At 38.1% G+C, this 24,610-nt stretch carries 16 protein-coding genes; 8 read left to right on the top strand and 8 right to left on the bottom strand.

The window, feature by feature from the left end:
- The first annotated feature begins 18 nt into the window (after positions 1 to 18).
- Entirely contained in the window at positions 19 to 3,729 is a 3,711-nt protein-coding gene (locus H4K35_RS11025) for a metallophosphoesterase (RefSeq protein ID WP_182627928.1), read from the top strand.
- Here H4K35_RS11025 and H4K35_RS11020 read toward each other — a convergent pair.
- The gene (locus H4K35_RS11020; RefSeq protein ID WP_182627926.1) at positions 3,712 to 4,593 is read right to left on the bottom strand and encodes an SdiA-regulated domain-containing protein; all 882 of its coding nucleotides are present in this window, start codon (positions 4,591 to 4,593) and stop codon (positions 3,712 to 3,714) included. The two genes, H4K35_RS11025 and H4K35_RS11020, sit on opposite strands and share 18 nt — an antisense overlap.
- A 339-nt stretch (positions 4,594 to 4,932) precedes the next feature.
- On the opposite strand from H4K35_RS11020, the gene lepA reads away from it, so the two are divergent.
- Positions 4,933 to 6,729: a translation elongation factor 4 gene (lepA, locus tag H4K35_RS11015; protein ID WP_182627924.1), complete on the top strand. Its 1,797-nt coding sequence runs from the start codon at positions 4,933 to 4,935 to the stop codon at positions 6,727 to 6,729.
- A gap of 781 nt (positions 6,730 to 7,510) precedes the next feature.
- On the opposite strand, the gene H4K35_RS11010 is transcribed toward lepA, so the two are convergent.
- The 7 genes from H4K35_RS11010 to H4K35_RS10980 form a co-directional block, all read right to left on the bottom strand.
- Entirely contained in the window at positions 7,511 to 10,246 is a 2,736-nt protein-coding gene (locus tag H4K35_RS11010) for a pitrilysin family protein (RefSeq protein WP_182627921.1), read from the bottom strand.
- Between the two features lie 209 nt (positions 10,247 to 10,455).
- Positions 10,456 to 10,773 carry a thioredoxin gene (gene trxA, locus H4K35_RS11005; protein WP_182627919.1) on the bottom strand — a complete coding sequence of 106 codons (318 nt, stop codon included), beginning with the start codon at positions 10,771 to 10,773 and terminating at the stop codon, positions 10,456 to 10,458.
- 5 nt (positions 10,774 to 10,778) lie between these two features.
- Entirely contained in the window at positions 10,779 to 12,206 is a 1,428-nt protein-coding gene (locus H4K35_RS11000; RefSeq protein ID WP_182627917.1) for a rhodanese-like domain-containing protein, read from the bottom strand.
- A 76-nt stretch (positions 12,207 to 12,282) separates the two neighbouring features.
- Positions 12,283 to 13,068: a sulfite exporter TauE/SafE family protein gene (locus H4K35_RS10995; RefSeq protein WP_182627915.1), complete on the bottom strand. Its 786-nt coding sequence runs from the start codon at positions 13,066 to 13,068 to the stop codon at positions 12,283 to 12,285.
- 3 nt (positions 13,069 to 13,071) lie between these two features.
- Positions 13,072 to 13,707, bottom strand: coding sequence for a Crp/Fnr family transcriptional regulator (locus tag H4K35_RS10990; RefSeq protein ID WP_182627913.1), 636 nt, complete (start codon positions 13,705 to 13,707; stop codon positions 13,072 to 13,074).
- Positions 13,708 to 13,790: 83 nt separating this feature from the next.
- Positions 13,791 to 14,204, bottom strand: a complete 414-nt coding sequence (locus H4K35_RS10985; RefSeq protein WP_182627911.1) for a DUF6691 family protein — start codon at positions 14,202 to 14,204, stop codon at positions 13,791 to 13,793.
- Positions 14,205 to 14,216: 12 nt separating this feature from the next.
- Positions 14,217 to 14,777: a YeeE/YedE family protein gene (locus H4K35_RS10980; RefSeq protein WP_182628005.1), complete on the bottom strand. Its 561-nt coding sequence runs from the start codon at positions 14,775 to 14,777 to the stop codon at positions 14,217 to 14,219.
- Positions 14,778 to 14,980: 203 nt separating this feature from the next.
- Here H4K35_RS10980 and H4K35_RS10975 point away from each other — a divergent pair, with 203 nt between their 5' ends.
- From H4K35_RS10975 to H4K35_RS10950, 6 genes are all read left to right on the top strand, one after another.
- Positions 14,981 to 15,343 carry a DsrE family protein gene (locus tag H4K35_RS10975; RefSeq protein ID WP_182627908.1) on the top strand — a complete coding sequence of 121 codons (363 nt, stop codon included), beginning with the start codon at positions 14,981 to 14,983 and terminating at the stop codon, positions 15,341 to 15,343.
- Positions 15,344 to 15,401: 58 nt separating this feature from the next.
- The gene (locus tag H4K35_RS10970) at positions 15,402 to 17,846 is read left to right on the top strand and encodes a bifunctional UDP-N-acetylmuramoyl-tripeptide:D-alanyl-D-alanine ligase/alanine racemase (protein WP_182627906.1); all 2,445 of its coding nucleotides are present in this window, start codon (positions 15,402 to 15,404) and stop codon (positions 17,844 to 17,846) included.
- Between the two features lie 64 nt (positions 17,847 to 17,910).
- Positions 17,911 to 18,357, top strand: a complete 447-nt coding sequence (mscL, locus tag H4K35_RS10965) for a large conductance mechanosensitive channel protein MscL (RefSeq protein ID WP_182627904.1) — start codon at positions 17,911 to 17,913, stop codon at positions 18,355 to 18,357.
- Positions 18,358 to 18,793: 436 nt separating this feature from the next.
- Positions 18,794 to 22,150, top strand: a complete 3,357-nt coding sequence (locus tag H4K35_RS10960) for a SusC/RagA family TonB-linked outer membrane protein (protein WP_182627902.1) — start codon at positions 18,794 to 18,796, stop codon at positions 22,148 to 22,150.
- A gap of 13 nt (positions 22,151 to 22,163) precedes the next feature.
- A complete protein-coding gene (locus tag H4K35_RS10955) occupies positions 22,164 to 23,687 on the top strand; it encodes a RagB/SusD family nutrient uptake outer membrane protein (RefSeq protein WP_182627900.1) in 1,524 nt (507 codons plus the stop codon).
- Between the two features lie 21 nt (positions 23,688 to 23,708).
- Positions 23,709 to 24,605: a substrate import-associated zinc metallohydrolase lipoprotein gene (locus H4K35_RS10950; RefSeq protein WP_182627898.1), complete on the top strand. Its 897-nt coding sequence runs from the start codon at positions 23,709 to 23,711 to the stop codon at positions 24,603 to 24,605.
- The last annotated feature ends 5 nt before the right edge of the window (positions 24,606 to 24,610 follow it).

Here is a 24,610-nt window from a genome sequence, read left to right as displayed (position 1 = left end):
TTTATTAGGTTTAAAAATATGAAATTATTTAGTCAAAACCCCGAACTGTATATTAAAATTAAGCCAATAGCTTATTTTCTTCTTGTTGTGCTGTTGTATTCTTGTGCTACGCTACACCCACAAGGGCACATGGACAAGGAACAACTACTGCTACAACAACGCCCAACAGCAGATAAAATTGTACACACCTATTATTTTGTCGGAAATCTACTTGCAGCAAAAACGGAGCAGGAACAAGCCCATATTGCCGAGTTGAGTCGTGTTTTTCAACAAGCAGACAAACAGTCAACGCTAGTTTTACTTGGAGATAATATACAAAAAAAGCAACTAAAGCAACCCGATGACATCCGATTAAATACGGCGTTGACTTGGTCAAAGCACTTTAAAGGGGAAACGGTTTTTATCAACGGAGAGGCTGAATGGAAAAAAGGATATGAAGGAATTAAAGATATTTCTAAGTTTTTAGCGACAACCCTAGAAGATAAAAAAGCGCTTTTGCCGCGTAAAGTATGTGGTTTCGAACGACTGAAGATTAATGATGAAACGGTACTAATTACCGTAGACAGCCAATGGTATTTGGAAAATTGGGATAAACAACCCAATATGAATGAAGACTGTGATATTAAAACACGCGAAGATTTCTTCGATGAACTAAGAGGGGAAATCAACAAAAATCAAAATAAGATTGTTGTATTAGCACTGCACCACCCTGTGTACAGTACTGGAAATTACGGGGGGTACTTTTCCCTGCGCGACCATCTGTATCCGTTGGATGCGAAAATCCCAATGCCTGTTATAGGTTCTGTATGGAACTACACTAGAGCGGTTTCTGGTATACACGTACAAGATTTACAAGGAAAAAAATACAACACATTGAATAAACGCTTGCAAACGATGGCTCAGATGTACGACAACGTCGTTTTGGTATCAGGACACGAGCGCAACTTACAATATGTGGAAAAGAATGGAGTAAAACAAGTAATCAGTGGCGCATTGGGAGATTTATCTCCTGCTAGAGCGATTGAAGCCGGTAGTTTTTCTGCTGGTCAATTGGGGTATGCAACGCTGGAAATAGCAGCTGATAAAAGCAGTTATTTGACGTTTTATTCGTTTGCAGAAGGTAAACATCAGCCCTTGTGGAAAAGACAAATTTTTACGCCAGAACCAGAGCATACTACAGATTTTGGAGCACCTAAAAGTGATTCGATCTTAGCAAGTGTATATCCGACACCATGGACGAAAAAAGGCAGGCTGTATCGCTTCCTGTGGGGCGAACACTATCGTTCGACTTATGGACAACCTATTTTGGCCCCTGTGGCAAATTTAGATAGCTTAAAGGGAGGATTGACACCTTTGATCTCCGGTGGTGGAAATCAATCACTGTCGCTGCGATTGGCCGATAAAAATGGTACACAATACGTTATGCGTGGCGTGCGAAAAAGTGTATCCCGTTTCTTGCAAACGGCTGTCTTTACGGACCAATATGTCATGGAGTCATTTGACAATACTTGGGCGGAGGGTTTTATTTATGATTTCTATACAACTGCCCATCCCTATACACCTTTTATCATTGGCGAATTGTCGGATAAGGTTGGGATTTATCACACGAATCCTGAGCTGTACTACATCCCCAAACAACAAGCCTTGGGCGCATTCAATTCAAAGTATGGCGATGAGCTGTACATGATTGAAGAACGTCCCAGCGAAGGACATGAAGAAGCCACTAGTTTTGGAAATGCAGCCAAAATTATCAGTACTACAGATGTGATTGCCAATTTGAGAAAAAATGATAAATACGCCGTAGATGAACAGCTCTACTTGCGTTCGCGAATCTTTGATATGTTAATTGGCGACTGGGATAGACATGGTGATCAATGGAGGTGGTCTGAGTTTAAAGAAGAAGAACAAACAATCTACCGCCCAGTACCAAGAGATCGCGATCAGGCGTTTGCCAAGATAGATGGAGCTCTATTGTCACTAATTAAAAAATTGCCTATGCTGCGCCATATGCAAAATTACACCGCTGACTTTGCTGCCCCGCGCTGGATTAATCACACGGCATTTCCCCTTGATCAATACTTGCTCAAGTCGACGTCAGAAGCTGACTGGGTCAGAGAAGCTCAATCCGTTGTAGAGGCGCTAGACGATGAAAGTATTGATGCAATTTTTGCTCAGTTACCCAAAGAAGTACAAGGTGAAGACGTGGAACAAATCAAAGCCATACTCAAAGAACGCAAGAAAAAAATAGTAGCCTATATTCCTCTTTATTACAAGGAATTGCGCAAATACGTTGTGTTGTCAGGAACAGACAAAAAAGATACCTTCAAATTCAATCGTCAAGACGATGGTTCGATCCACTTGACCCAGTTCAGAGATAAGAAAGAAGGACAAGAATTTGTGTTTGAAAAAACATATGACCCTAAGGAAACTAAAGAAATTTGGGTATACGGATTGAATGACGAAGATACCTTTATCGTAGAGGGAAGTAAAAAGGCAACAATTAAGTTGCGTTTAATTGGAGGAAAAAACAAAGATACCTTCCAAGTGGAGCAGGGAAAAAATGTGGTTGTATACGATTACGCAGATAAGAATAACGAAATCGCTGAGACTGGTGTAGCAGCAAAACACCATTTTACAAATCGCTATGACTTGAACAACTTTAATTACAAAAAACTGCCTTTGACTGTCAACATGTTATTGCCTAATATTGGTTATAATCCTGAAGACGGAGTAAAATTGGGATTTTTGTATTCGTCAACACGCAAAACATTTGTGCAAGATCCCTATCGAGCAAAGCACGTGATTAAAGGGTTTTATTCCTTTAATACCAAGGGAGTAGAAGGGGAGTATACGGGGCATTTTCCCAATACAACTAACAACTGGGGTTTTACGCTAAACGCGAGAGCAACTAGTCCAAATTTTGCAATAAACTACTATGGAATTGGTAATGAGACGACGTATTTCGACAAGGAAATGGGCACTGAATACAAGCGCGTTCGAATGGAAAGTTACGCTATTGCGCCCGGCTATAAATATCAAGGGGAAAACGGAGGGGCTTTTGAAGTAAAAGCCGAATATAAAGCAATGAAAGTTCAAGATAAATCCAACCGTTTTGTGAGCAGTAGTTCAGCTGTAGTGGATCAAAAGGTGTTTGATTTTCAGCAATATGCAACATTGCAAGCAAGCTATGATTTTCAGCAGTATGACAAACAGGCGAATCCGACCAAGGGATTTGCCTTCCACACCACAGTGGGATGGAGAACTAACTTGGAGGACAGCAAGCAAAACTTTCCGTTCTTAGATGCAAAAGTAAGTTTTGCACATTATTTAGAGCGTAGTGAGCGACTGGTTTTAGCAACGAATTTTACATATCAAACCCGATTGAATTCCAATTACGATTTCTATCACGGGGCTACCATAGGAGGAAATACCAATTTAAGAGGATTTAGACCAGAGCGCTTTACCGGAAAAACCTCTTTTGTTCAAACAACAGACTTGCGTTTTAACGCTGGACAATTTACCGCAGGATTCATTCCAATGTCTTACGGTTTGTATACGGGGTTTGACTATGGACGCGTTTGGACACCAGGAGAAGACTCTTCCAAATGGCATAATGCCTATGGGGCAGGTTTATGGGTGAATGCCATAGAACAAGCCACCTTACACTGTTCGTATTTTTACAGTGAAGATGGCGGGCGATTTGTCTTTGGCTTAGGATTTGGGTTTTAATTGATTCAAGTTTACCTTGTAAATCTTACCTCCAGATTTCTTTTTTACTTCATCGGAAATATATAAAGTGCTGTCATCCCCAAAGGTGACAGCTTCTTTTTGTGTATCGTGGTAGAGCTTGTGTTCTTGGATTCGCCCATCTAAAATGGCATTGGGATTGAAGTTGTCTACAATCCATAGTTTCGTGTGAGAGAGCAAGACAAAGGTCTTTTGATCTGGGCTAATTGCGGCTCCAGTTATAGCGCAGTGTTTGTATACGTTACACCCTCTAAAGGTCTGTACGTATTCGGCTTGGTGATGTCCCGCTACATTGGGGATTTTATAGACCAAAGAAGTGCCATCAAAAGCTTTACTTCTATTTTTGGTGAACAGGTAAAAATGATCATCATAGTAGAAAAAAGCTTCTGCATCATAAAGCATTTCTGTCGCTTTAGGAGGAAATTCTTTCTGTTCTGGATAATCAAAAGTAATAACGTAGGCTGGTTCAGTTTCTGTAGCCGTTAAGTTGTTTTTGTCAATCTTGATGATCTGTAAATCGCGGCGACTGTTTTTGTTGTTTCCAAAGTCGCCAATGTATAGATTCCCATCTGTATCAGCCGTTAACTCTTCCCAATCTCGATTTTTTTGCTTGTCAATTTTGAGCGTATGTATCACCTGACCTAAGGAGTCAATTTGATATAATTCATTTTTGTTTCCGCTATCTTGTAGCATCCAAAACGTATGTGAATGGGCGTCGTATGACATGCCAGAGACCTCTTTTAAATAAGAGGGAAGTGTTGCGTAATCTTGGATAACATCACTCTTCTGACTACATCCAACTAAAGAGCTTAATGTGAAAGCAAATACAAGGATAATTTTTTTCATGACAGCGTAAATTTTGTACACTAAAATACGGAAAATCTTCGGAGAAAACGAATGAGCATGCGGGAATATTGTGAGGGGTGAAGGTTCTTTTTATTTGCAAAAGCAGAGGCACCTCCTCTCTTTGGCAGTGAAGTATAAATAAAAACGTTTTTTTTCTCGCGATTAAAAGTGAATATCTCCTCCAAAAATTCAAACTTTAAAGTATATTTGCAAAATATAGGCGTATTGTTTGTAATTAAAATAAAACGAAAGTCTTACAACTTAGATCACGGGGATAAGAAGTCCTATTTCTTCTGACTTTTTTACTTTACTGATCTTATAATAATGGATATAACCAAGATGAAGAACATTAGAAACTTTTGTATTATTGCTCACATTGACCATGGAAAGAGTACGTTAGCAGATCGTTTGTTAGATGCTACACAAACGGTAAGTGCACGTGAGCAACAAAATCAACTTTTGGATAGTATGGATTTGGAGCGTGAGCGCGGGATTACAATTAAATCTCATGCGATCCAAATGGAGTATGAATACAAAGGTGAAAAATATATATTAAACTTAATTGACACACCAGGACACGTAGATTTCTCTTACGAAGTTTCTAGATCTATTGCGGCTTGTGAAGGTGCGTTATTAATTGTAGATGCTGCTCAGAGTATTCAAGCGCAAACTATTTCAAACTTGTATTTAGCTTTAGAGAATGATTTGACCATTATTCCTGTTTTAAATAAGATTGATTTGCCAAGTGCTAATCCTGAAGAAGTAAGTGACGACATTGTCAACCTATTGGGTTGTGATTACGAAGAAATTATTCCTGCCTCTGGTAAAACAGGTTTAGGAGTAGAAGAAATATTATCAGCCATCATCGAGAGAGTTCCTGCTCCAAAAGGTGATGTTGAGGAGCCATTACAAGCGCTTATTTTTGACTCAGTGTACAATCCATTTCGTGGAATCGAAGTAATTTTCCGTGTTATCAATGGAAAAATTACAAAGGGTCAGAAGATCAAATTTATGGCGACAGGCAAAGAGTACTTTGCCGATGAGATTGGTACTTTAAAATTAAATCAAGTTCCCAAACAAGTGATCTCTAGTGGAGACGTAGGGTATTTGATTTCGGGTATTAAGGAAGCAAAAGAAGTAAAGGTTGGAGATACCATTACAGATGCGAAGATACCGACTCAAAATATGATTGAAGGATTCGAAAACGTAAAACCGATGGTATTCGCGGGTATTTATCCTGTAGATACTGAAGATTACGAAGAATTGCGTAACTCGATGGAGAAATTGCAATTGAATGATGCTTCTTTGGTTTTTGCGGCAGAGAGTTCAGCTGCTCTAGGATTTGGTTTCCGTTGTGGATTCTTGGGAATGCTACATATGGAGATTATTCAGGAGCGCCTTGAAAGAGAGTTCAACATGACGGTTATTACAACGGTTCCCAACGTGTCGTATTTGGCGTACACCAAGAAAAACCCAGAAACGCCAATCGTGGTAAACAACCCTTCTGACTTGCCTGAACCTTCAAAATTAGAACGCGTAGAAGAACCCTATATCAAAGCAACAATCATTACTAAAGCCGATTTCGTTGGACCTGTAATGAGCTTGTGTATCGAAAAGCGCGGAATCATCACCAACCAAACGTATTTGACAGAAGACCGTGTTGAGTTGATGTTTGATATGCCTTTAGCGGAGATTGTATTCGATTTTTACGATCGCTTAAAAACAGTTTCTAAAGGATATGCTTCTTTTGACTACTCACCTATCGGTATGCGTACGTCAAACTTAGTGAAAGTAGATGTCATGTTGAATGCCAACGTAGTCGATGCTCTATCTGCTTTAATGCACGCGGATAACGCCTATCACATTGGAAAGAAAATGTGTGAGAAATTGAAAGAATTGATCCCACGTCAACAATTCGACATTCCAATTCAGGCAGCAATTGGAGTAAAAGTAATTGCTCGTGAAACTGTAAAAGCATTGCGTAAAGACGTTACAGCAAAATGTTATGGGGGGGATATTTCTCGTAAGCGTAAATTACTAGAAAAACAAAAAGCAGGAAAGAAACGTATGCGCCAAGTAGGTAACGTTGAAATTCCACAAGAGGCTTTTATGGCTGTATTAAAATTAAATGATTAAAACGATTATTCGTTCGATATAAAGACTATCTCCTCTTGGGATAGTCTTTTTTTTTGTGAAAAATAAGTGAGCCATCGATAAAAACTGCGATAAAAGTAATCCTTATTTTAGCTCTATTCGCTTTATATGTATGTAAAGACACTGACCAAAAACCAGCTGTACAACCAATTGATGCATTAGAACGCGTCAATATTGCAGAAGGGGAAGTTCTTGTGTGGAAATCGATCAGTAATATTCTTATTCGCTTCCAGTACCACCCACTCCAATGATTTCTTGCTGCAACAAACGTTGATTGACGAATGGGTAACGTCTGAGGGTATAAGTAGATGGTTAAGGGTTAATAAGGGGTTAGTAAGGGGTTTGTAAGGGGTTTGTAAGGGGTTTGTAAGGGGTTTGTAAGGGAAAACATTGGTAAAAGGGCCTAAAACCCTTGTAAGTATTAACTTTCCCCTTACAAACCCTTTACAAGTACTTATCTCGTTCATTTCAAAATACTGAAATTTAGTTGGTTATTTTTTTTTCGGAAAATAATGGAAATGAACTCTTTTTTTTCCAAAAAGTGGAAGAGTATGGAAGGTGGTATTGTAGGTTTTTTTGAATTTGAAAAAATAGAATAGCACGAAATAGGGCCATAACAAGGGGTTGCCTGTTGAGCAAAACATCTGATTTCATCGTAACACAAACAGCGACAATCAAGGGAATATTCACAAAAAAACCTCACCTAAAAATTAGATGAGGTTCTATCTTGAAACGCTTATTAGACAGCTTCTTTTTTATGGATTTATTTCTTCGTAAAATCACCCACATAAATGGTTGTGAACTTTGAAGGTTGCAAGTATTTCTTAATTGCAGCATTCACTTGTTTTACGGTTAGCTTGTCAATATCGTCATTTAGCTTGTCAAACTCGCTGAAAGGAGTGTTGTACATCAAGTAAGTATTAGATAGAGACATTAAATAACCATCATTACCTAAATTCGTTTGTCTTGCGTTTTTCCAGCTCTTTTTGTTTGTTTGTAGCTCTTCTTCGGTAATTCCATTGGCAACTAATTTAGCGAACTCATCGTTGATGGCTGTTTCTACTTCTGTGCGTTTGGTCGGATTCAAGAAAGCGTAAATCATCCACGATGAATTGTTGTTATTCACATCAGTAGGAACGGATAGATAAGTACCAGCTCCGTAGCTAATGCCTTCTTTTTCGCGTAATCTTTGTGGAATACGAGCGGTCATAAAGCCACCTCCCATAACTTCATTAGCAAAAGTTAAGGCTGCAAAATCGGGGTTAGATTTGTTCATTTCAAAGTTTAACTTTCCAACAGCAGCGGCATTTTCTTTGTCTGCTGTCTGAATAATATCCTTACTTTGTTTGGTTGTAAAGAATTTAGGATAAGCTCTTTCAAATTTCACTTGGTTGTTCCAGTTTCCTAATACGCGCTCTAGCATCTCTTTGGTTTGTGCTTGATCAGACATACCCAGTACCGTAGCAACACCGTTGTTTGCGCCAAAGAATTTTGTGTAGAACTCTTTAATTTCTTCGATGGTAACCGCCTTGAATCCATCAATATCTTCTTGTATACTACCTGAATAGAAAATACTTCCCTTCTCTTCATTTGAGGTAGCTTGTGCTATTTTTTTGAAGGCAACCGCCTGAGGGTCATTTAAGTTTCCTTCCAAATATGTGGTGTATTCTAATTTTAACTTGGTCAATTCACTTGCTGGGAATACCGGGTTTTTCAGTACATCTTCTAGAATATCCATCGTTTCTTTGATGGTATTGCGGTAGGAAGAAACAGAAATCATAATGTTTTGACCACTGAAATTGATAGCTATACTCGATTTCAATTGGTCTAACTGATCTTTAATTTCCTGTTTAGACAAGGTCTTAGTTCCCGAAGTTAACATGGATGCTGTAAATGATCCGATGTATTGCTTGTTGTGAAGGTCCTTTTGATTTCCTACGGGAATTTGAATCGATATACTAACTTTTTCCCCTTTTAAATCCTTGTCAATACTACCAAATTTCATTCCATTACTCAATTGACCTGAGGTGTAGTTTTGTTGTAAATTGGCAATAGTAGGAGCAAAGTCTCGAATGTCATGCGCTGTTTCCTTTCCTTTGTAGTCTTTGACTAAAGCGTCGATATCCGTATTCAAGAATTCGGTTGGTTTTACGCGTACTTCATCTTTTGTTGGGATGAATAAACCTACAGTTCTGTTGTTGTCTGTAAAGTATTTTTTGGCCACGCGTTTGATATCTTCTACTGTTAGGTTTTCAATATTGTCGCGGTACAAATATCCCAAGCGATAATCGCCAGAACCGATGATTTCCGTTAAGTTGATAGCGGTGTAGATGGTATTGTTGTGCAAGGCTTCGATACCTTTTAAAAGATTGGTCTTTGCGCGATCAATATCTTCCTGTGTATAGGTAATATCGCCAATTTTTGCCATTTCAGCCTTAATTTCGGCTAATGTGTTCATTTGATCTTTATCATTGGGAACGTCGAAGTTGAATAGCATAAAACTCGCGTCTCTTACTGTAGGACTATATGCCCATAACGATGAAACTTTTTGTGTTTCCACTAAGGCTTGGTGTAAATATCCCGATGGATCATTGTTTAGAATGAGCTCTAATGCTGCCAATGCCGCGTAGTCCTTATCTGCATAAGAAGCTGTGTGGTACAACATTTGGATGTGTTTACTATCGCCATTGCGTTTTACTTCAATGTATTTTTCACCATCTTGTGCAGGTTCAACAGTTAGGATCTCGTCCAATACGCGTGTAGGCTTAGGAATAACAGAGAAGTATTGCTCAATATATCCGATGGCTTTCGCTTCGTCAAATTTACCTGCGATTACTAGAACCGCATTATCGGGTTGGTAGTATTTTTCGTAAAACCTTCTCAATTGAGGTGTTTTAACGCGTTCAATATCTTCTTTCGATCCGATAGTGCTTAATCCGTAGTTGTGCCATAGGTAGGCCGTATTGGCTGTGCGCTCCATTAATACGCCTGTTGGGCTGTTTTCTCCAATTTCAAACTCATTGCGCACCACAGAAAATTCTTTGTCTAAATCTTCTTGTAGTAGGGTTGCATTGATCATGCGATCCGCTTCCATTTCTATGGCCCAAGATAAGTTTTCATCTGTAGAAGGAAATATCTCATAGTAGTTCGTACGGTCGTAATAGGTCGTACCGTTGGCTGATCCTCCTTTATCCGAAAGCATCTTCTTGATGTCTCCCAAGTTTTTTGTGCTCTTAAAAAGCATGTGCTCTAATAAGTGAGCCATTCCTTTTTCGCCATAACCCTCGTGTTTTGACCCTACTTTATAAACAATGTTAACAACTAAATTGTTTTGTGAAGCGTCGGGAATGAGTAAAACTTGAAGGCCATTGCTTAGCTTGTATTCCTTAATATCTTCAACTTGAGTAACATAACTCGCTTTACTTGCTTGTTGTGCAGCTACAAAATTGGAAAAACCAATAGCACTTACAAAGACAAGAGTGTAAAATAATCTTTTCATTTTTGATGGTTTTAAATAGATTGGTTAGAATTCATTCAGCTTGTGCTTTTTGAGAATGAACCCTAGAAGAATAAGACGCAAGTTTAGGGAATATGTTACTCATTAACAAATAATTAAGTTTAACGGCAAGACAAAAGCAAAAAAAAGCACTTAGATCTAGACCTAAGTGCTTGAGTTGATTTATTCAGAAAAACAAGGGAATAAGGCTTCTAATACTTGTTTTTAAATTGGTTAAACTGATGTAATAGCGTTTGTTTATCCGTATATCCGGATTGTTTCCACAAGAGTTTACCTGCTCGAAACAGCATGAGGGTAGGAACACCTCTCATGTTGTATTGGGTGCTGTATTGAGCGGTAAGCGCCTGATTTTTATCCACGTCAATTTTGATGATGGTAATCTCATCTTTCAACAAGGCCTTTACTTCTTCGAGTACGGGAGCTTGCATCTGACATGGACCACACCAGGTTGCAAAAAAATCGACTAGTACAAATTGATCGGATTGGATTAACGCTTCAAATTTTGTCATAGTTATTACTTTACGTTAGACGAACAAGTAGACGTACAGCTATTGTCTGCCAAGGCAATTCCCGTATTTTTGATTGCGCCAAATCCGCCGATTACATCAATCATGTTGTGGTATCCTCGAGCTTTTAGTATAGAAGCAGCGATCAACGAGCGGTATCCACCAGCACAGTGAATATAGAAACTTCCTGTAGTTGGAAATTCAGCCAAATGATCGTTTAAGAAATCCAAAGGGGTGTGATTGAGGTTTTTGTAGTCGATATGTGCAGCGTTAAATTCACCTGGTTTGCGAACATCAAAAATAGAGATATCTCCTGTGTTGATTGCTGTTTCCAGTTCTGTAGCTGTGATCTGTTGTACGGTATCGTATTCTTTACCCGCGTTTTTCCAAGCGTCAAAACCACCAGCTAAATAGCCCAATGAATTGTCGTAACCCACGCGTGATAAACGAATGATACACTCTTGTTCACGTCCTTCCGGCGCAATAATCAATATCGGTTGTTTGATATCTGTGATTAAAGCACCCACCCACGGAGCGAATTGTCCGTCGAGTCCAATGAAAATGGCCCCAGGAATATGTCCTTGAGCAAAATCTGCAGCTGCTCTTACGTCGAGGAGCAATGCGCCAGACTCTTCAGCAACTGTTTCAAATTCACTAGGTGATAATGCGCGATTGTTGTCAATAATAGTCTCCACATTGGCATATCCTTCTTTGTTTAACTTTACGTTGAGGGGAAAATATGCAGGCGGAGGTAATAGTCCGTCAGTTACTTCTTGTACAAATTCTGCTTCGGTCATATCGACGCGCAAGGCATAGTTTGTTTGTTTTTGGTCGCCTAAAGTCCCTACAGTTTCCTTACTTAGGTTCTTTCCGCAGGCTGAGCCTGCGCCATGCGCTGGATAAACAATAACGTCATCAGCTAATGGCATGATTTTATCGCGTAAGCTGTGGTATAAAGTCGCTGCGAGTTGTTCTTGCGTTAGGTTAGCCGCTTTTTGCGCGAGATCCGGACGCCCTACATCCCCTAAAAACAAGGTGTCTCCTGTGAAAATTGCATGGTCTTTGCCCTGTTCATCTTTTAATAAATAGGTTGTACTTTCCATGGTGTGACCAGGCGTGTGTAGTGCTGTAATGGTGATATCTCCTAAGTGAAATACTTCTCCATCTGTAGCAATATGCGCTTTAAACGTTGGATTAGCATTGGGACCATATACAATTGGTGCACCTGTTTTTTCTGCTAAAGTAACGTGCCCACTCACGAAATCAGCATGGAAATGCGTTTCGAAAATGTATTTGATAGACGCACCAGCTTTGTTTGCTTTGTCTACATATTGCTGTACTTCTCTCAACGGGTCGATAATCGCAACTTCACCCTTGCTTTCTATATAGTAAGCACCTTGTGCTAAACATCCAGTATAAATTTGTTCTATCTTCATAAGTCTTGTTTATTTTTTTATTGATATAGTAAAAGTAAGAAGATGTTTTGAATTGTGCTGTAACCTAAGTTACAAACTAGAAAAACACTTCTTTGATAAAAATGTAGAGGGCCATGAGTAATACAAAATAGCCAAATCCTGTTTTGAGGTTTCGATCGGGAATAAAACGCGTGAGGAAAATGCCGATAAATATGCCGATGATCGATATCGCACTAAAATAAAGATGTAAGTGCCAATCAATTAGGGGGTTACCAGCATCACCTAAAAAGCCAATGAGCGATTGAATAGCTACGATAAACAAGGAGGTGCCCACAGCTTCTTTCATACTGATATTGGCAAATAAAATTAAGGCCGGAATAATCAGAAATCCTCCACCAGCTCCTACAGTCCCTGCGACTACTCCAACAAGAACGCCTTGCAGCATCAATTGAGTTTGTTGAGGTTGAGATTGCGTTTGTTGTATGGTTTTGGGGCGAATCATTTTCATAGCGGATGCGAACATCACGAGGGCAAAAAACACCATGAGCACTACATTCTTGGATAGATTCAGCGATCCAAAGGCGATCGTATCAGGCACTAAAATCAATACATAGGCACGCATCACATAAACGGCAAGTAGAGAGGGGAGACCAAAGAGCAAGACCAACTTGTAGTTTACCTTGCGATTAATAGCATTCTGTACACCCCCAACCAAAGCAGTTGATCCAACGATAAAAAGCGAATATGCCGTTGCTAAAAAAGGCTCTATTTTTAGTATATACACCAAAATAGGCACGGTTAAAATTGATCCTCCGCTGCCAATTAAGCCCAGTGAAATACCTACTAACAGTGCTAAAGCATATCCGACAATTTCTACATTCATGGGTTAGGTATTTTTAAGTAATTCAATGTATTTCCTATTTAGGCGAATAATTCCTTGATTCTCTAATGTTTTTAAAATTCTCGAAATAACTACACGAGAGGTGTTAAGTTCTTCGGCTAGCTCTTGATGGGTGTTGTTGATGAAGGTGCTGTTGTAAATCTTGGCCTTGTCTTGTAAGAGTTTGCACAAACGCTCCTCCATATTCATAAAGGCCAAGCTATCTACAGCAGTTAGCAACTCATTCATGCGGTTGTTGTAGCTGGCTAAAACAAAGTTGCGCCAACTCTTATAGCGAACCAACCAATCGTCCATTTTGCTGACAGGAACTAAGATAACAGCCCCGTCAGTTTCCGCAATAGCGCGCACCTGACTCTTGGTTTCTCCCAAACAGCAGGTTAGCGTCATAGCACAAGTGTCACCTTCTTCGATGTAATAAAGCACAATTTCGCCTTCTCGTTGATCTTCGCGAATGATCTTAATGGCCCCTGATAACAACAAGGGGATTTTTTTGATGTACTCTCCAATTTCCATTAGGCGTTCACCTTCTGTAAAATCTTTTATCGTGGATACTTCGATGATTTCATCCAGCAGTTTTTCTTCAAAATGGCTGCTGTATTTTTCTCTAATAATGTGTCCCATAATAACTCCTCCAATAGTTTGGATTTAAAGATAGGCTAAATGATTTTATGTATCAAAAAATAGAGAACATCCACCCCTAAATTTTAGTGGGGTAACCATCTTTTTACCAGACCATAGCACCAAGTACCAGCTAAAGCACCAACAATAGCAATGATAATAGGATAAAATCCAGCTCCAACCAAGGCGAACATCGGTCCAGGACAAGCACCGCCTAAGGCCCAACCTAATCCAAAAAAGATACCGCCAATCAAATAGCGTGCGATGCTCTTTTCTTTGGGTTGAAAGACAATAGGGTTTCCTGAGAAATCGTTTATTTTTTTCTTTTTGATGAGTAGCGTTGCTAGCACAGCAAGTGTCAATGCTGTCCCCATAATGCCATACATGTGAAAGCTGTCAAATTGAAACATTTCATAGATTCTAAACCAAGAAGCAGCCCCTGATTTAAACATTCCAATACCAAACAACAGACCTACTGCTAAATAAGCTATTTTTTTCATTTTTTGTCGAGGTTAAAATAAGAAAGGAAAGATGAGGTGAACCATGATGAGTCCGCCGATAAAGAAGCCAATTACGGCGATTAACGAAGGTAACTGAAAGTTGCTTAAGCCAGTAATGGCATGTCCAGAGGTACAACCACCAGCATAGCGCGATCCAAAACCTACAAAAAAGCCAGCGACTAAGAGCAAACCGATTGTTTTTGCGGATGAAAAGGCACCTTGACCAAAGAGCTCAGTGGGTACATACGCTTGGCCTGCACTTTCAATTCCCAAGGCATGTAGTTTTGTAACTGTCGTTTCTCCTAATGGAATGGCAGCAGCATCAACACTTAAAAAGTGATATGCGATAAAACCACCGAGAATGGTTCCTACTAAGAAAAGTAAATTCCACGTTTGTGCTTTCCAATTAAAGCAGAAAAAGTCACAAGTTTTTCCAGCGCCAGCCATTGCGCAAATCGTTCTCAAATTGGAGGAAAATCCAAATGTCTTCCCCATAAGCAAGAGGAGAATTAAGGTTGTAGCAATAAAAATTCCGCCAATATACCAAGGCCAAGGTTCATAAATCCAATGCATCATAACAAGTGTATTAAATAATGTATGGAGCAAATTTCTGTATTATTTTGTAGGTGGACAGTAACTTTTGATACATTCAGTTATGATTTTCAGTAATAGTGGGCTAAAAGCTATAAAAAACAAAAGAAAATATCGGATAATGAAAAAGGATTTAGTAGCTTTATATTTAATCAACAAAAAAACAAAAATAAACGAGTACAATTATGAATACAGCAAAAAAACATAGCGTTGTTTTTCAAATGAATACGGAAAATATTAATGAACAAAACGCTTTAATGACCTATGTAACGAATATTAGAAACCATTGGGGAGATGATGTAAATATTCACGTTGTTGTGCATGGCCCAGCGATTGGAATGGTGCGAAAATCAAAGACGATGGTTGGTGATGCCTTAAAGCAAGCCTTTCAAAGAGGAGTTCAGTTTTTTGCTTGTGAAAATACCATTCGCGTGCGTCAGATAGACAAAACAGATATTTTCGAAGAAGTGAACTACGTGCCTTCGGGTTTAATCGCTATTATTGAAAAACAAGAAGAGGGTTGGGCGTATATAAAATGTAATTTATAGCGCTAAAAAACAGGCGAACCCCTTACCTTTGTGCCTACAAATGATTAAAGACTAATTCATGTATATCGTTGCCGCAAATTTCTGTACAGTGCTACAGGCCGAAGTCCTTGGTGAGCAAGCAGAGGAACGCTTTGAAATTAATCGTGTATCCGTAGACAGTCGAACGTTGCTCAACGATGACACGACTTTGTTTTTTGCTCTCGTTGGACAAAATCACAATGGACATGCCTATATTCAAGAACTGATTCAATTAGGGGTTCGATATTTTGTTATCTCTCAACGAGATAAGGTAAAAGTGCAAGCAGGAGTTACGTACTTTGTGGTTCGCGACACCCTCAAGGCTTTGCAACAAGCTGCTGCTTGGCATCGCCAAAAATTCGATATTCCCGTTGTGGGAATCACCGGGAGTAGGGGAAAAACCGTAGTAAAAGAATGGTTGAATTTCCTGCTCAATATGGAATATACAATCATTAAAAGTCCCAAGAGTTACAATTCACAAACCGGCGTTCCACTTTCTGTATTTGGCATGGCAGAACAACACACCTTAGGGGTATTTGAAGTGGGTATTTCAACGGTCAACGAGATGCAAAATCTCGAGCCAATTGTAAAGCCAACTTTGGGTATTTTGACTTCGATTACCGATGAACACAAAGAAGGTTTTGTGAGCGAATTCCAAAAAATTAAAGAGAAAATGGCGCTTTTTGCCCATACATCTGTCATTTTAGGCGAGAAAAGGAAAGATATTCTTGACGCGATTCCTCCTTCCGCTACCTATATTAGCTGGAGTTTAACCGATACAGAGGCAAATCTGTATGGGGTAGTAACGGAGCATGTTGTCCAACTCTATTATAATAAGGTAGAAACTTTTTCAGTGGAATTGCCGTTTACAGATGCGACTGCAATAAAAAATAGCATGACTTGTATTTTAGCTATGCTTGTGTTGGCCTATGATATTTCTGTCATTCAGGAGCGCATTAAAAAATTGTATGCCGTAGAATTGCGCTTGCAAGTAAAAAAAGGAATTAACAACTGCTCGATAATTGACGATGCATATAGTTCCGATTTTCAATCGTTAAGCATAGCGTTAGACTTTTTAGAGAAGCACCGAAGCCATGCTAATAAAACGGTTATTTTGTCCGATGTTTTTCACAGCGGCATAGAACCGAAAGCACTCTATAAACAAATAAATATCTTGTTGAAAAATTACGGCATTGGCAAGGTAATTTGCATAGGCGAAGAAATAGCACAATTTGCTATGGAGTTGCCAGGTATGCGTTTTTTTTCGTCTACGGCTGAATTTTTACAAAAGATAGCGCTTGATGATTTTGTAGACGAAACTATTTTAGTGAAAGGAGCTCGTGGTTTTCGCTTCGATAAAATTGTCAGTTTGTTGGAAGAAAAAACCCATGAGACTATTTTAGAGGTTAACCTAACCGCTATTCGTCATAATTTGAATTATTATCGCGCCAAATTAAAGCCAGAAACAAAAACGATGGTTATGGTCAAGGCGTTTGGCTATGGACATGGCAGTGTGGAAATTGCAAAATTGTTGGCGCATGAAAAAGTAAATTACCTCGGTGTGGCGTTTGCCGATGAGGGAATTGCGCTGCGCAAAGCGGGAATTAAAACCAATATCATTGTGATGAATCCCGAAATTAGTGCCTTTTCTGCTATGATTGCCTACGACCTAGAACCTGAAATTTATTCGATCCGTGAGCTTCGCGCTTTCCTTCAAATTGCACGCGAAAAAAACGCGGATCAATACCCTATACATATTAAGGTAGAAACAGGTATGCATCGCCACGGTTTTTTGACAGCAGAACTCGATGAGTTAATCGCGCTTCTTAAACAAACCAATGTAGTAGCTGTGCAATCTATTTTTTCTCATCTTTCTTCTAGTGATATGGAAATGTATCGCGATTTTACTTTAAACCAAATGAAGTTGTTTGAACAAAGCAGTACCTATATTAAGGAGCAATTAAATATTCAACCAATTTTACACATTTTAAATACGTCGGGCATATACAATTTTACAGCATATCAAATGGATATGGTTCGCTTGGGGATTGGGTTGTATGGTATTGGCAATGATAAAGAGGAAATGAAGGCGTTGCGCAATGTAAGTACCTTGAAAACGCAGATTATGCAAATCAAAGAAATTGATGCGGGCGAGAGCGTGGGCTATGGTCGCCGTTTTCGAGCCACTCAACCGACTAAAATTGCAACGGTGCCCATTGGATATGCCGATGGTATTCATCGCGTTTGGGGAAGCAACGGAGGCTATGTTTTGATACAGCAGCAAAAAGCACCGATTACGGGTTCGATTTGTATGGATATGTTAATGGTCGATGTGAGTGCAATTCATTGTAAAGAAGGGGACGAGGTTATTATTTTTGGGGAAGATCTTCCAACAACCGTTATTGCGGAAGCGATACACAGCATTCCATATGAGATTCTAACAAGTGTGTCTCAAAGAGTTAAAAGAATTTTCTTTGAAGAGTAAAAAAAAGTTTTTTTTTCGAATAAAATAAGTATTTTTGTTAAAACCAATCAATAAAATTTTAACTATGGGATTTTTAAAAGAATTTAAAGAATTTGCTGTAAAAGGCAATGTAATGGACCTAGCAGTAGGGGTAATCATTGGAGGAGCATTTGGTAAAATCGTTACAAGTATAGTAAATGATGTTATTATGCCTTTAGTTTCTGCTATTATTGGTACACCTGATTTCTCAAATATGTACTTAGTACTAAAAGGAGAGGCGGCAGACGGAGCTCCATTAGCTGCGGCAAGAGGCATTGACGGAAACGTTATTTTCGCTTACGGTAGTTTTATTACAGAAGTAATCAACTTTACGTTATTAGCTCTGTGTGTATTTCTTATGGTTAAAGGAATTAATCAATTGAGAAAGAAAGAAGCAGCAGCTGTAGAACCAGAGCCTGCAGGACCACCAGCACCAACACAAGAAGATTTGTTGGCAGAAATCAGAGACTTATTAAAGAATCAAGGAAAATAAGGAATATAATTTCCGCAATAAAAAGAAAGAAGATCGGCTCATGCCGATCTTTTTTTTTGACTACGGTTGATTGATAGTTCAATGTTGTATTTTTTATTTGATTTTAGTTAAATGTTTTTTTAAGAAAATTTTCTAACTCTATTTCTTTTTGCACTAATTGTTAATGTATCTTCTGTAATTGTTTGATTGTTCTATTTCTTTTGGTTTTGTTAACTTGTTTTTTTTGTGTAATACACATTCTTTTAAGACTTTGTTATTCGAGCTGATAAGATGTATATTGCGGGTATTGATTGGGTTTGAAGACGTATTTGTGTAATTGGTTGCAAAACAATACAGTACAATTTTTAACTTTTTCAAATTGTAAAAAAATAACATAAAATTAGCATATGTCGATTTTTTGTTATTTGTTTGTTAAACAATTTAAAATTAATAAAACATGAGGAAAATTGTACTTCATTTCTTCTTTGTTATAGCCGCCTTACTAATGGTAAATGAGGGGTTTGCACAAAGTAGAAAGGTTACAGGACAAGTTACTGGTGAAGACGGGTTAGGTCTGCCAGGAGCTAGTGTGTTGATTAAAGGAACCCAAGAGGGTGTTGGTACCGACTTTGATGGTAACTACTCTATTAATGTAAAAGACGAGAATGCTGTTTTAGTATTCCAGTTTGTAGGGACAGTTACCACAGAAAAGAAAGTTGGGAAAGCTAGCGTTGTAAACGTTGTTTTAAAAGACGACAGCGCAATGATGCAAGAAGTAGTAATTAATACGGGGTACCAAACTTTATCTAAGCGTAAAGAAGCGGGAGCTATTAGCCGTATTGATGCTAAAGAATTGAAAGTTGATGGGGTAACGGATGTTAGTAGAATGATTGAAGGAAAAGCTGCTGGGGTTACTGTACAAAACGTTACAGGTACTTTCGGTGCTGCTCCTAAAATTACTGTTCGTGGTGCTTCGTCAATTATGGGGGATACAAAACCATTATGGGTAATTGATGGTGTTGTACAAGAGGATATCGTTAACGTATCATTCGAAGATTTGGCTTCTGGTAACTCAGAAACTTTATTGAGTTCAGCTATTGCTGGTCTAAACGCGGATGACGTTTTGAGTATTGATATCTTAAAAGATGCTTCAGCTACTGCAATCTACGGATCTCGTGCGATGAACGGAGTTGTAGTTATTACGACAAAATCAGGTAGAAGAGAGTCTCCACTGTCTATTAGCTATTCAATGGAGAATACAGTGCGTACTGTTCCTAATTATGGAAGATATGACATCATGAACTCTCAACAAACAATGGATGTTTACCAAGAGTTAGAAGCAAAAGGACATATTACTTATCCAAATTCATTGAATGGTAGATATGGTGGTGTATACAATATGTACTATAGAGGAGTTAACAACTATATTACAGAAGAAGATCGCTTTCAGTATATCAATGACCGTGTAGGTAAGAATACATTCTTGCGCAAACACGAAATGGCGAATACGAATTGGTTCAAAACCTTGTTCAGACCAGCTATTTCACAAAGCCACTCGTTAAGTTTTTCTGGAGGTGGTGAAAATAATGCATACTTCGCGTCAGTTGGATATTTTGCAGATCCAGGATGGACTGTAGCGGATAAAGTACACCGTTTAACAATGAACTTGAAAAATACGTTCTTTGTTAATGATAAATTTACTCTTGCTCTATCATTAAATGGATCGGTGCGTGATCAAAAAGCGCCAGGTACATACGATGGAGAAGTTGACGTTGTTAATGGAGCAGTATCGCGTGATTTCGATATTAACCCGTTTAGCTATGCGTTAAATACAAGTAGAACTTTACGCCCTTATACAGATAATGGTGGATATGAGTACCACAGAAGTAACTGGGCTGACTTTAATATCTTAAATGAGTTAGAGTCTAACTATATGGATATTGATGTAAAAGATATTCGTTTCCAAATTGATGCAGATTATAAAATCTCTCCTAAAGTTACTTATAACTTGAATGGAGCTGCTCGTTATGCGGCTACTAAACGCGTACACAGCTTAACTGAAAATTCAAACGTTATTGCTGCGTATAATGCTTCGTCGAATACAGTAGAAAGAGATCAGAATATTTATTTATATAAAGATCCAAACGATCCAAACAAACCAGGTGTTCCTGTAATGCCAAATGGAGGGATGCGCAGAAACTTCACAAATGATTTAACGTCATTCTACTTAAGAAACAGTATTTCATATAGTGATGTTTTTAATGATAAACATGAATTAGATGTTTTTGGTGGTACTGAGATGAGAGTTGTGAATCGTAGCAACGATTATTTCTTATCACACGGTGTACAGTATGATAAAGGGTTAACTTCATATCCTAATATGATCGCTTTACAAAAGCTGATTGACCAAGGGGGTGAATACTACACATTCGCAGAAGAAAGAGAGCGTACATTAGCCTTCTTTACTCGTATTGGATATACGTATGACAATAGATATACAGTAGCGTTTACAGGTCGTTATGACGGATCAAATAGACAAGGAGATTCTTCGTCTTCAAGATGGTTGCCTACTTGGACTGCTTCTGGAAAATGGAATATGAAACAAGAGAGTTTCTTGATTGATAATGAAACAATTAGTAATTTATCTTTAAGAGCTTCTTACGGATTAACTGCAACTTCTGGACCTGCTACAAACTCGTTAGCAATCTATAGAAGTAGAATTCCTTTCCGTAACTTCCAAAACGAGCGTGAAAATGCTTTAGAAATCGAAGCTTTACAAAACGCAGATTTAACTTGGGAGAAACAGTATGAGCTAAACCTTGGATTTGATTTAGGGTTGTTTAACAACAGAGTTCAAGTTGCTTTTGATGCATACCAAAGAAATGCATTTGACTTAATTGATATTGTACGTACTACAGGTGTTGGTGGAGAAAGTTTAAAATACGGTAACAATGCCGATATGAAATTAAAAGGATTAGAGTTTGGTATTACTACAACAAACATTAAAACTGAAGATTTTTCTTGGACTTCTACAATTAACGCATCTGTTTTCAAACAAGAAATTACAAGTTTACAAAATAGAGCGAGAGTTATTGACTTGATTCAAGGTGTTGGAGGTAACGTTGTTGGAAAACCACGTAACTCGTTATACTCTTATGACTTTACAGGATTAAATGCTGAAGGATTACCTACATTCATTATGGCTAGCGGTGAAACGGATAACGTAACTGGAGCTAACTTCCAAGATTCTCAGAATATTACAGATTACTTAAAATATGAAGGATCTACTGAACCAAATAAAACATTAGGTTTCTCTAATACCTTCACGTATAAAAACTGGAGCGTGAACTTATTCTTCGTTGCTTCAGGTGGAAATAAAGTAAGACTAAACCCAATGTTCTCTTCTTCATACTCTGATTTAGATGTTTTCTCTAGAGATATGAACGATCGTTGGATGGTACCTGGTGATGAATTTAGAACTAATGTTCCTGTGATTGCTGATATTACGCAAATGGGTAATTACGGTTCTTCTAATTTAGCTCTAGCTTATAATGCATATAACTATTCTACTGCTAGAATTGCTGATGGTGATTTCGTTAGATTAAAGAATATTTCTGTAGCGTATGAGTTCCCTGATCACTTCAAGAAGAAAGTAGGTTTCTCTAATTTCTCTTTAAGAGCGATGGCAACGAACCCATGGTTAATTTATTCTGATAAAAAGCTAAACGGACAAGATCCTGAGTTTTTCCAAAGCGGAGGGGTAGCTATGCCAGTTACTAGCCAATATACATTAACGTTAAATGTTGGATTTTAAATTAGGATAGAATATGAAAAAAATAAATATTGGAGTTGGATTATTAATCGGTTTGTTCTTTGTTAACTGTAGTGGATTTCTAGATGAAACACCAGACAACCGTACTAAAATCGACTCAGTTGAAAAAATTGGAGAAACAGTAACGCTAGCATATCCAAAAGGGACGCATGTTATTTTCGCTGATATCATGAGTGATAATACAGTTGACAGTGAGAATATTAACTTAGAAAACGTGTCGAATACAGAAGCGTTTTTCTGGCAAGATATGCGTGCTGAAAGTCAAGATTCTCCAAGTTATTATTGGTTCTCTGCTTATACTGCTATTGCACAAGCTAATACTGCTTATGAAGCAGCTTTAAAAATAGAGGCTGATTTAGAGCAAAAGGGTAATACTGCTGAACTTAAAAAGTTAAAAGGTTTCAAAGGTGAGGCTTTGATCGCTAGAGCGTACGCTCACTTTATGTTGGTTAATTTATGGGCTCAAACTTATAATCCAACAACAGCTGGTACTGATCTAGGTATTCCTTATATGACAGAAGTAGAAACAGAGTTATTGCCTAAGTATGTTAGACATTCTGTTCAAGAAGTATACGATTTTATCGAAAATGACCTTATTGAAGGTATGGCTTTGATCGGTAATTTAGATCGCCCAAATAAAACGACGGTAAAGTATCACTTTAACATGACTTCTGCTAAAGCATTCGCAACTCGTTTCTTCTTGTACAAAGGAGATTTCAACAAAGCAATCGAGTACAGTGATGACGTTCGTGTTGATGGATCTAATTTACGTGACTATAATCGCTATAATGATCTTGGACCAGACTTAACACAAGTGGAATATGCTAAGATTAGTGAGGAAACAAATTTATTAGTTTCAAGCGTAATGTCTGGTTTGGGATATGAAACTGGAAAACGTTATTCGATGACTACCAAACAGGCAACTGATTATTTAATCAGTGGTAAATCAAATCCTTTTGGAAGAGAGTGGAACTATGGTGGATATGGTTATACAGGAAGTAAAATGTTTATCGGTCTAGGTAAATATGCTAGAACTTTTGAAGTAACAGATCCAACAAATCAAACGGGGTATCGCTATACAAATGTGGTGCTGTTTTCTAGAGATATGTTGTATCTAGATCGTATCGAGGCATTAATCTCTGCAAATAGATTGTCTGATGCCTTAACTATGATGAATGTTTGGGTGAAGAGACATACAGAAAATGTACCTGCTTCAGCTACTTTAAAAGAGTCTGACATTCTTAAGTATCAACCTACTGCTAAGGTAGATCCTTTCTATATTAATGACCTATCTAGTACTCAAGTTGCTTACTTGGAGTATTTAGCAGATTTAAGAAGAAGAGATACACATACGGAAGGGCAAAGATGGTTTGACGTAAAACGTTATAATATCGAATATACTCACCGTAATATTACAGGGGCTGAAAGAAGCGAAACACTGGTTAAAGGTGATCTTAGACGTGCGATTCAATTACCTCAAATGGCTATTTCAAACGGATTAGAAGCAAATCCAAGATAGTTAATTAAATAAATGTTAAGTATGAACATATATAAAAATATAAAGAAAGTTGGTCTTTTATCAATGCTAGGTTTAGCGTTTGTCTCTTGTGACAATGATAATGACTTGCGCCCTAGTGGATTCGACGTATCTGAACAACCTAAAGGGGTGTTAGATCAGTGGATTTATGATAACTATACTAAGCCTTATAATATTGAAGCTACCTATAAATGGAATCAAGCTTTTGGATATTATGACAAAGTGCTTACACCACCAAAAGAAGAAAATGTGAAACCAGCTCTTCAAATGGTTAAGAAAATTTGGTTGGATAGTTATGCTGATGCAGCTAAAGAAAAAGAAAAATTTGTAAAAGGTATTGCGCCTAGACAGTTTCACTTGATCGGAAGTTATAACGTGAATAACGATGGTACGATTACCTTGGGTGAAGCCGGAGGTGGAGCGCGTATTACGTTGTTCAATACCAATTACGTAAAAAATAACGATTTAGAAAGTGTACGTCAATTTGTTCATACGGTGCAACACGAGTACGTTCACATTTTAAATCAAACTAGAGATTTTGATCGTGTAGCTTGGGCTGAGATTTCAAAAGGTGGATTGTATACTTCTTCATGGTATTTATATGAAGATCCGGAATCTAATGCTTTAGGGTTTGTTACCTCTTATGCTAGATCGAATTACGACGAGGATTTTGCTGAAACTGCATCTTTTATTTTGATGAAAACTAAAGCAGAATGGGAACAATTCCTTGCTGAATTAACCTCAGAGAGTGGAAAGAAAGATATCTTAGCTAAAGTAGATCTAGTTGTAGCTTACTATAAAGATGAGTTCGATATTGATTTTTGGGAGTTAAGAGATCATGCTGAACGCAATACAAATGATGTTGTTTCAGGCAATTTTGAAGAAACTAATGAAAACTAGAAGTT

The organism is Myroides sp. NP-2, assembly GCF_014145665.1.
In the GTDB taxonomy this organism is placed as follows: Bacteria; Bacteroidota; Bacteroidia; order Flavobacteriales; family Flavobacteriaceae; genus Flavobacterium.
This window is presented reverse-complemented; position numbering and strand designations above follow the sequence as displayed.

What these genes read in the sequence shown, in the direction of transcription:
- H4K35_RS11025 (WP_182627928.1), top strand. Translation starts at nt 19, where the DNA reads ATGAAATTATTTAGTCAAAACCCCGAACTGTATATTAAAATTAAGCCA.
- H4K35_RS11020 (WP_182627926.1), bottom strand. Translation starts at nt 4,593, where the DNA reads ATGAAAAAAATTATCCTTGTATTTGCTTTCACATTAAGCTCTTTAGTT.
- lepA (WP_182627924.1), top strand. Translation starts at nt 4,933, where the DNA reads ATGAAGAACATTAGAAACTTTTGTATTATTGCTCACATTGACCATGGA.
- H4K35_RS11010 (WP_182627921.1), bottom strand. Translation starts at nt 10,246, where the DNA reads ATGAAAAGATTATTTTACACTCTTGTCTTTGTAAGTGCTATTGGTTTT.
- trxA (WP_182627919.1), bottom strand. Translation starts at nt 10,773, where the DNA reads ATGACAAAATTTGAAGCGTTAATCCAATCCGATCAATTTGTACTAGTC.
- H4K35_RS11000 (WP_182627917.1), bottom strand. Translation starts at nt 12,206, where the DNA reads ATGAAGATAGAACAAATTTATACTGGATGTTTAGCACAAGGTGCTTAC.
- H4K35_RS10995 (WP_182627915.1), bottom strand. Translation starts at nt 13,068, where the DNA reads ATGAATGTAGAAATTGTCGGATATGCTTTAGCACTGTTAGTAGGTATT.
- H4K35_RS10990 (WP_182627913.1), bottom strand. Translation starts at nt 13,707, where the DNA reads ATGGGACACATTATTAGAGAAAAATACAGCAGCCATTTTGAAGAAAAA.
- H4K35_RS10985 (WP_182627911.1), bottom strand. Translation starts at nt 14,204, where the DNA reads ATGAAAAAAATAGCTTATTTAGCAGTAGGTCTGTTGTTTGGTATTGGA.
- H4K35_RS10980 (WP_182628005.1), bottom strand. Translation starts at nt 14,777, where the DNA reads ATGCATTGGATTTATGAACCTTGGCCTTGGTATATTGGCGGAATTTTT.
- H4K35_RS10975 (WP_182627908.1), top strand. Translation starts at nt 14,981, where the DNA reads ATGAATACAGCAAAAAAACATAGCGTTGTTTTTCAAATGAATACGGAA.
- H4K35_RS10970 (WP_182627906.1), top strand. Translation starts at nt 15,402, where the DNA reads ATGTATATCGTTGCCGCAAATTTCTGTACAGTGCTACAGGCCGAAGTC.
- mscL (WP_182627904.1), top strand. Translation starts at nt 17,911, where the DNA reads ATGGGATTTTTAAAAGAATTTAAAGAATTTGCTGTAAAAGGCAATGTA.
- H4K35_RS10960 (WP_182627902.1), top strand. Translation starts at nt 18,794, where the DNA reads ATGAGGAAAATTGTACTTCATTTCTTCTTTGTTATAGCCGCCTTACTA.
- H4K35_RS10955 (WP_182627900.1), top strand. Translation starts at nt 22,164, where the DNA reads ATGAAAAAAATAAATATTGGAGTTGGATTATTAATCGGTTTGTTCTTT.
- H4K35_RS10950 (WP_182627898.1), top strand. Translation starts at nt 23,709, where the DNA reads ATGAACATATATAAAAATATAAAGAAAGTTGGTCTTTTATCAATGCTA.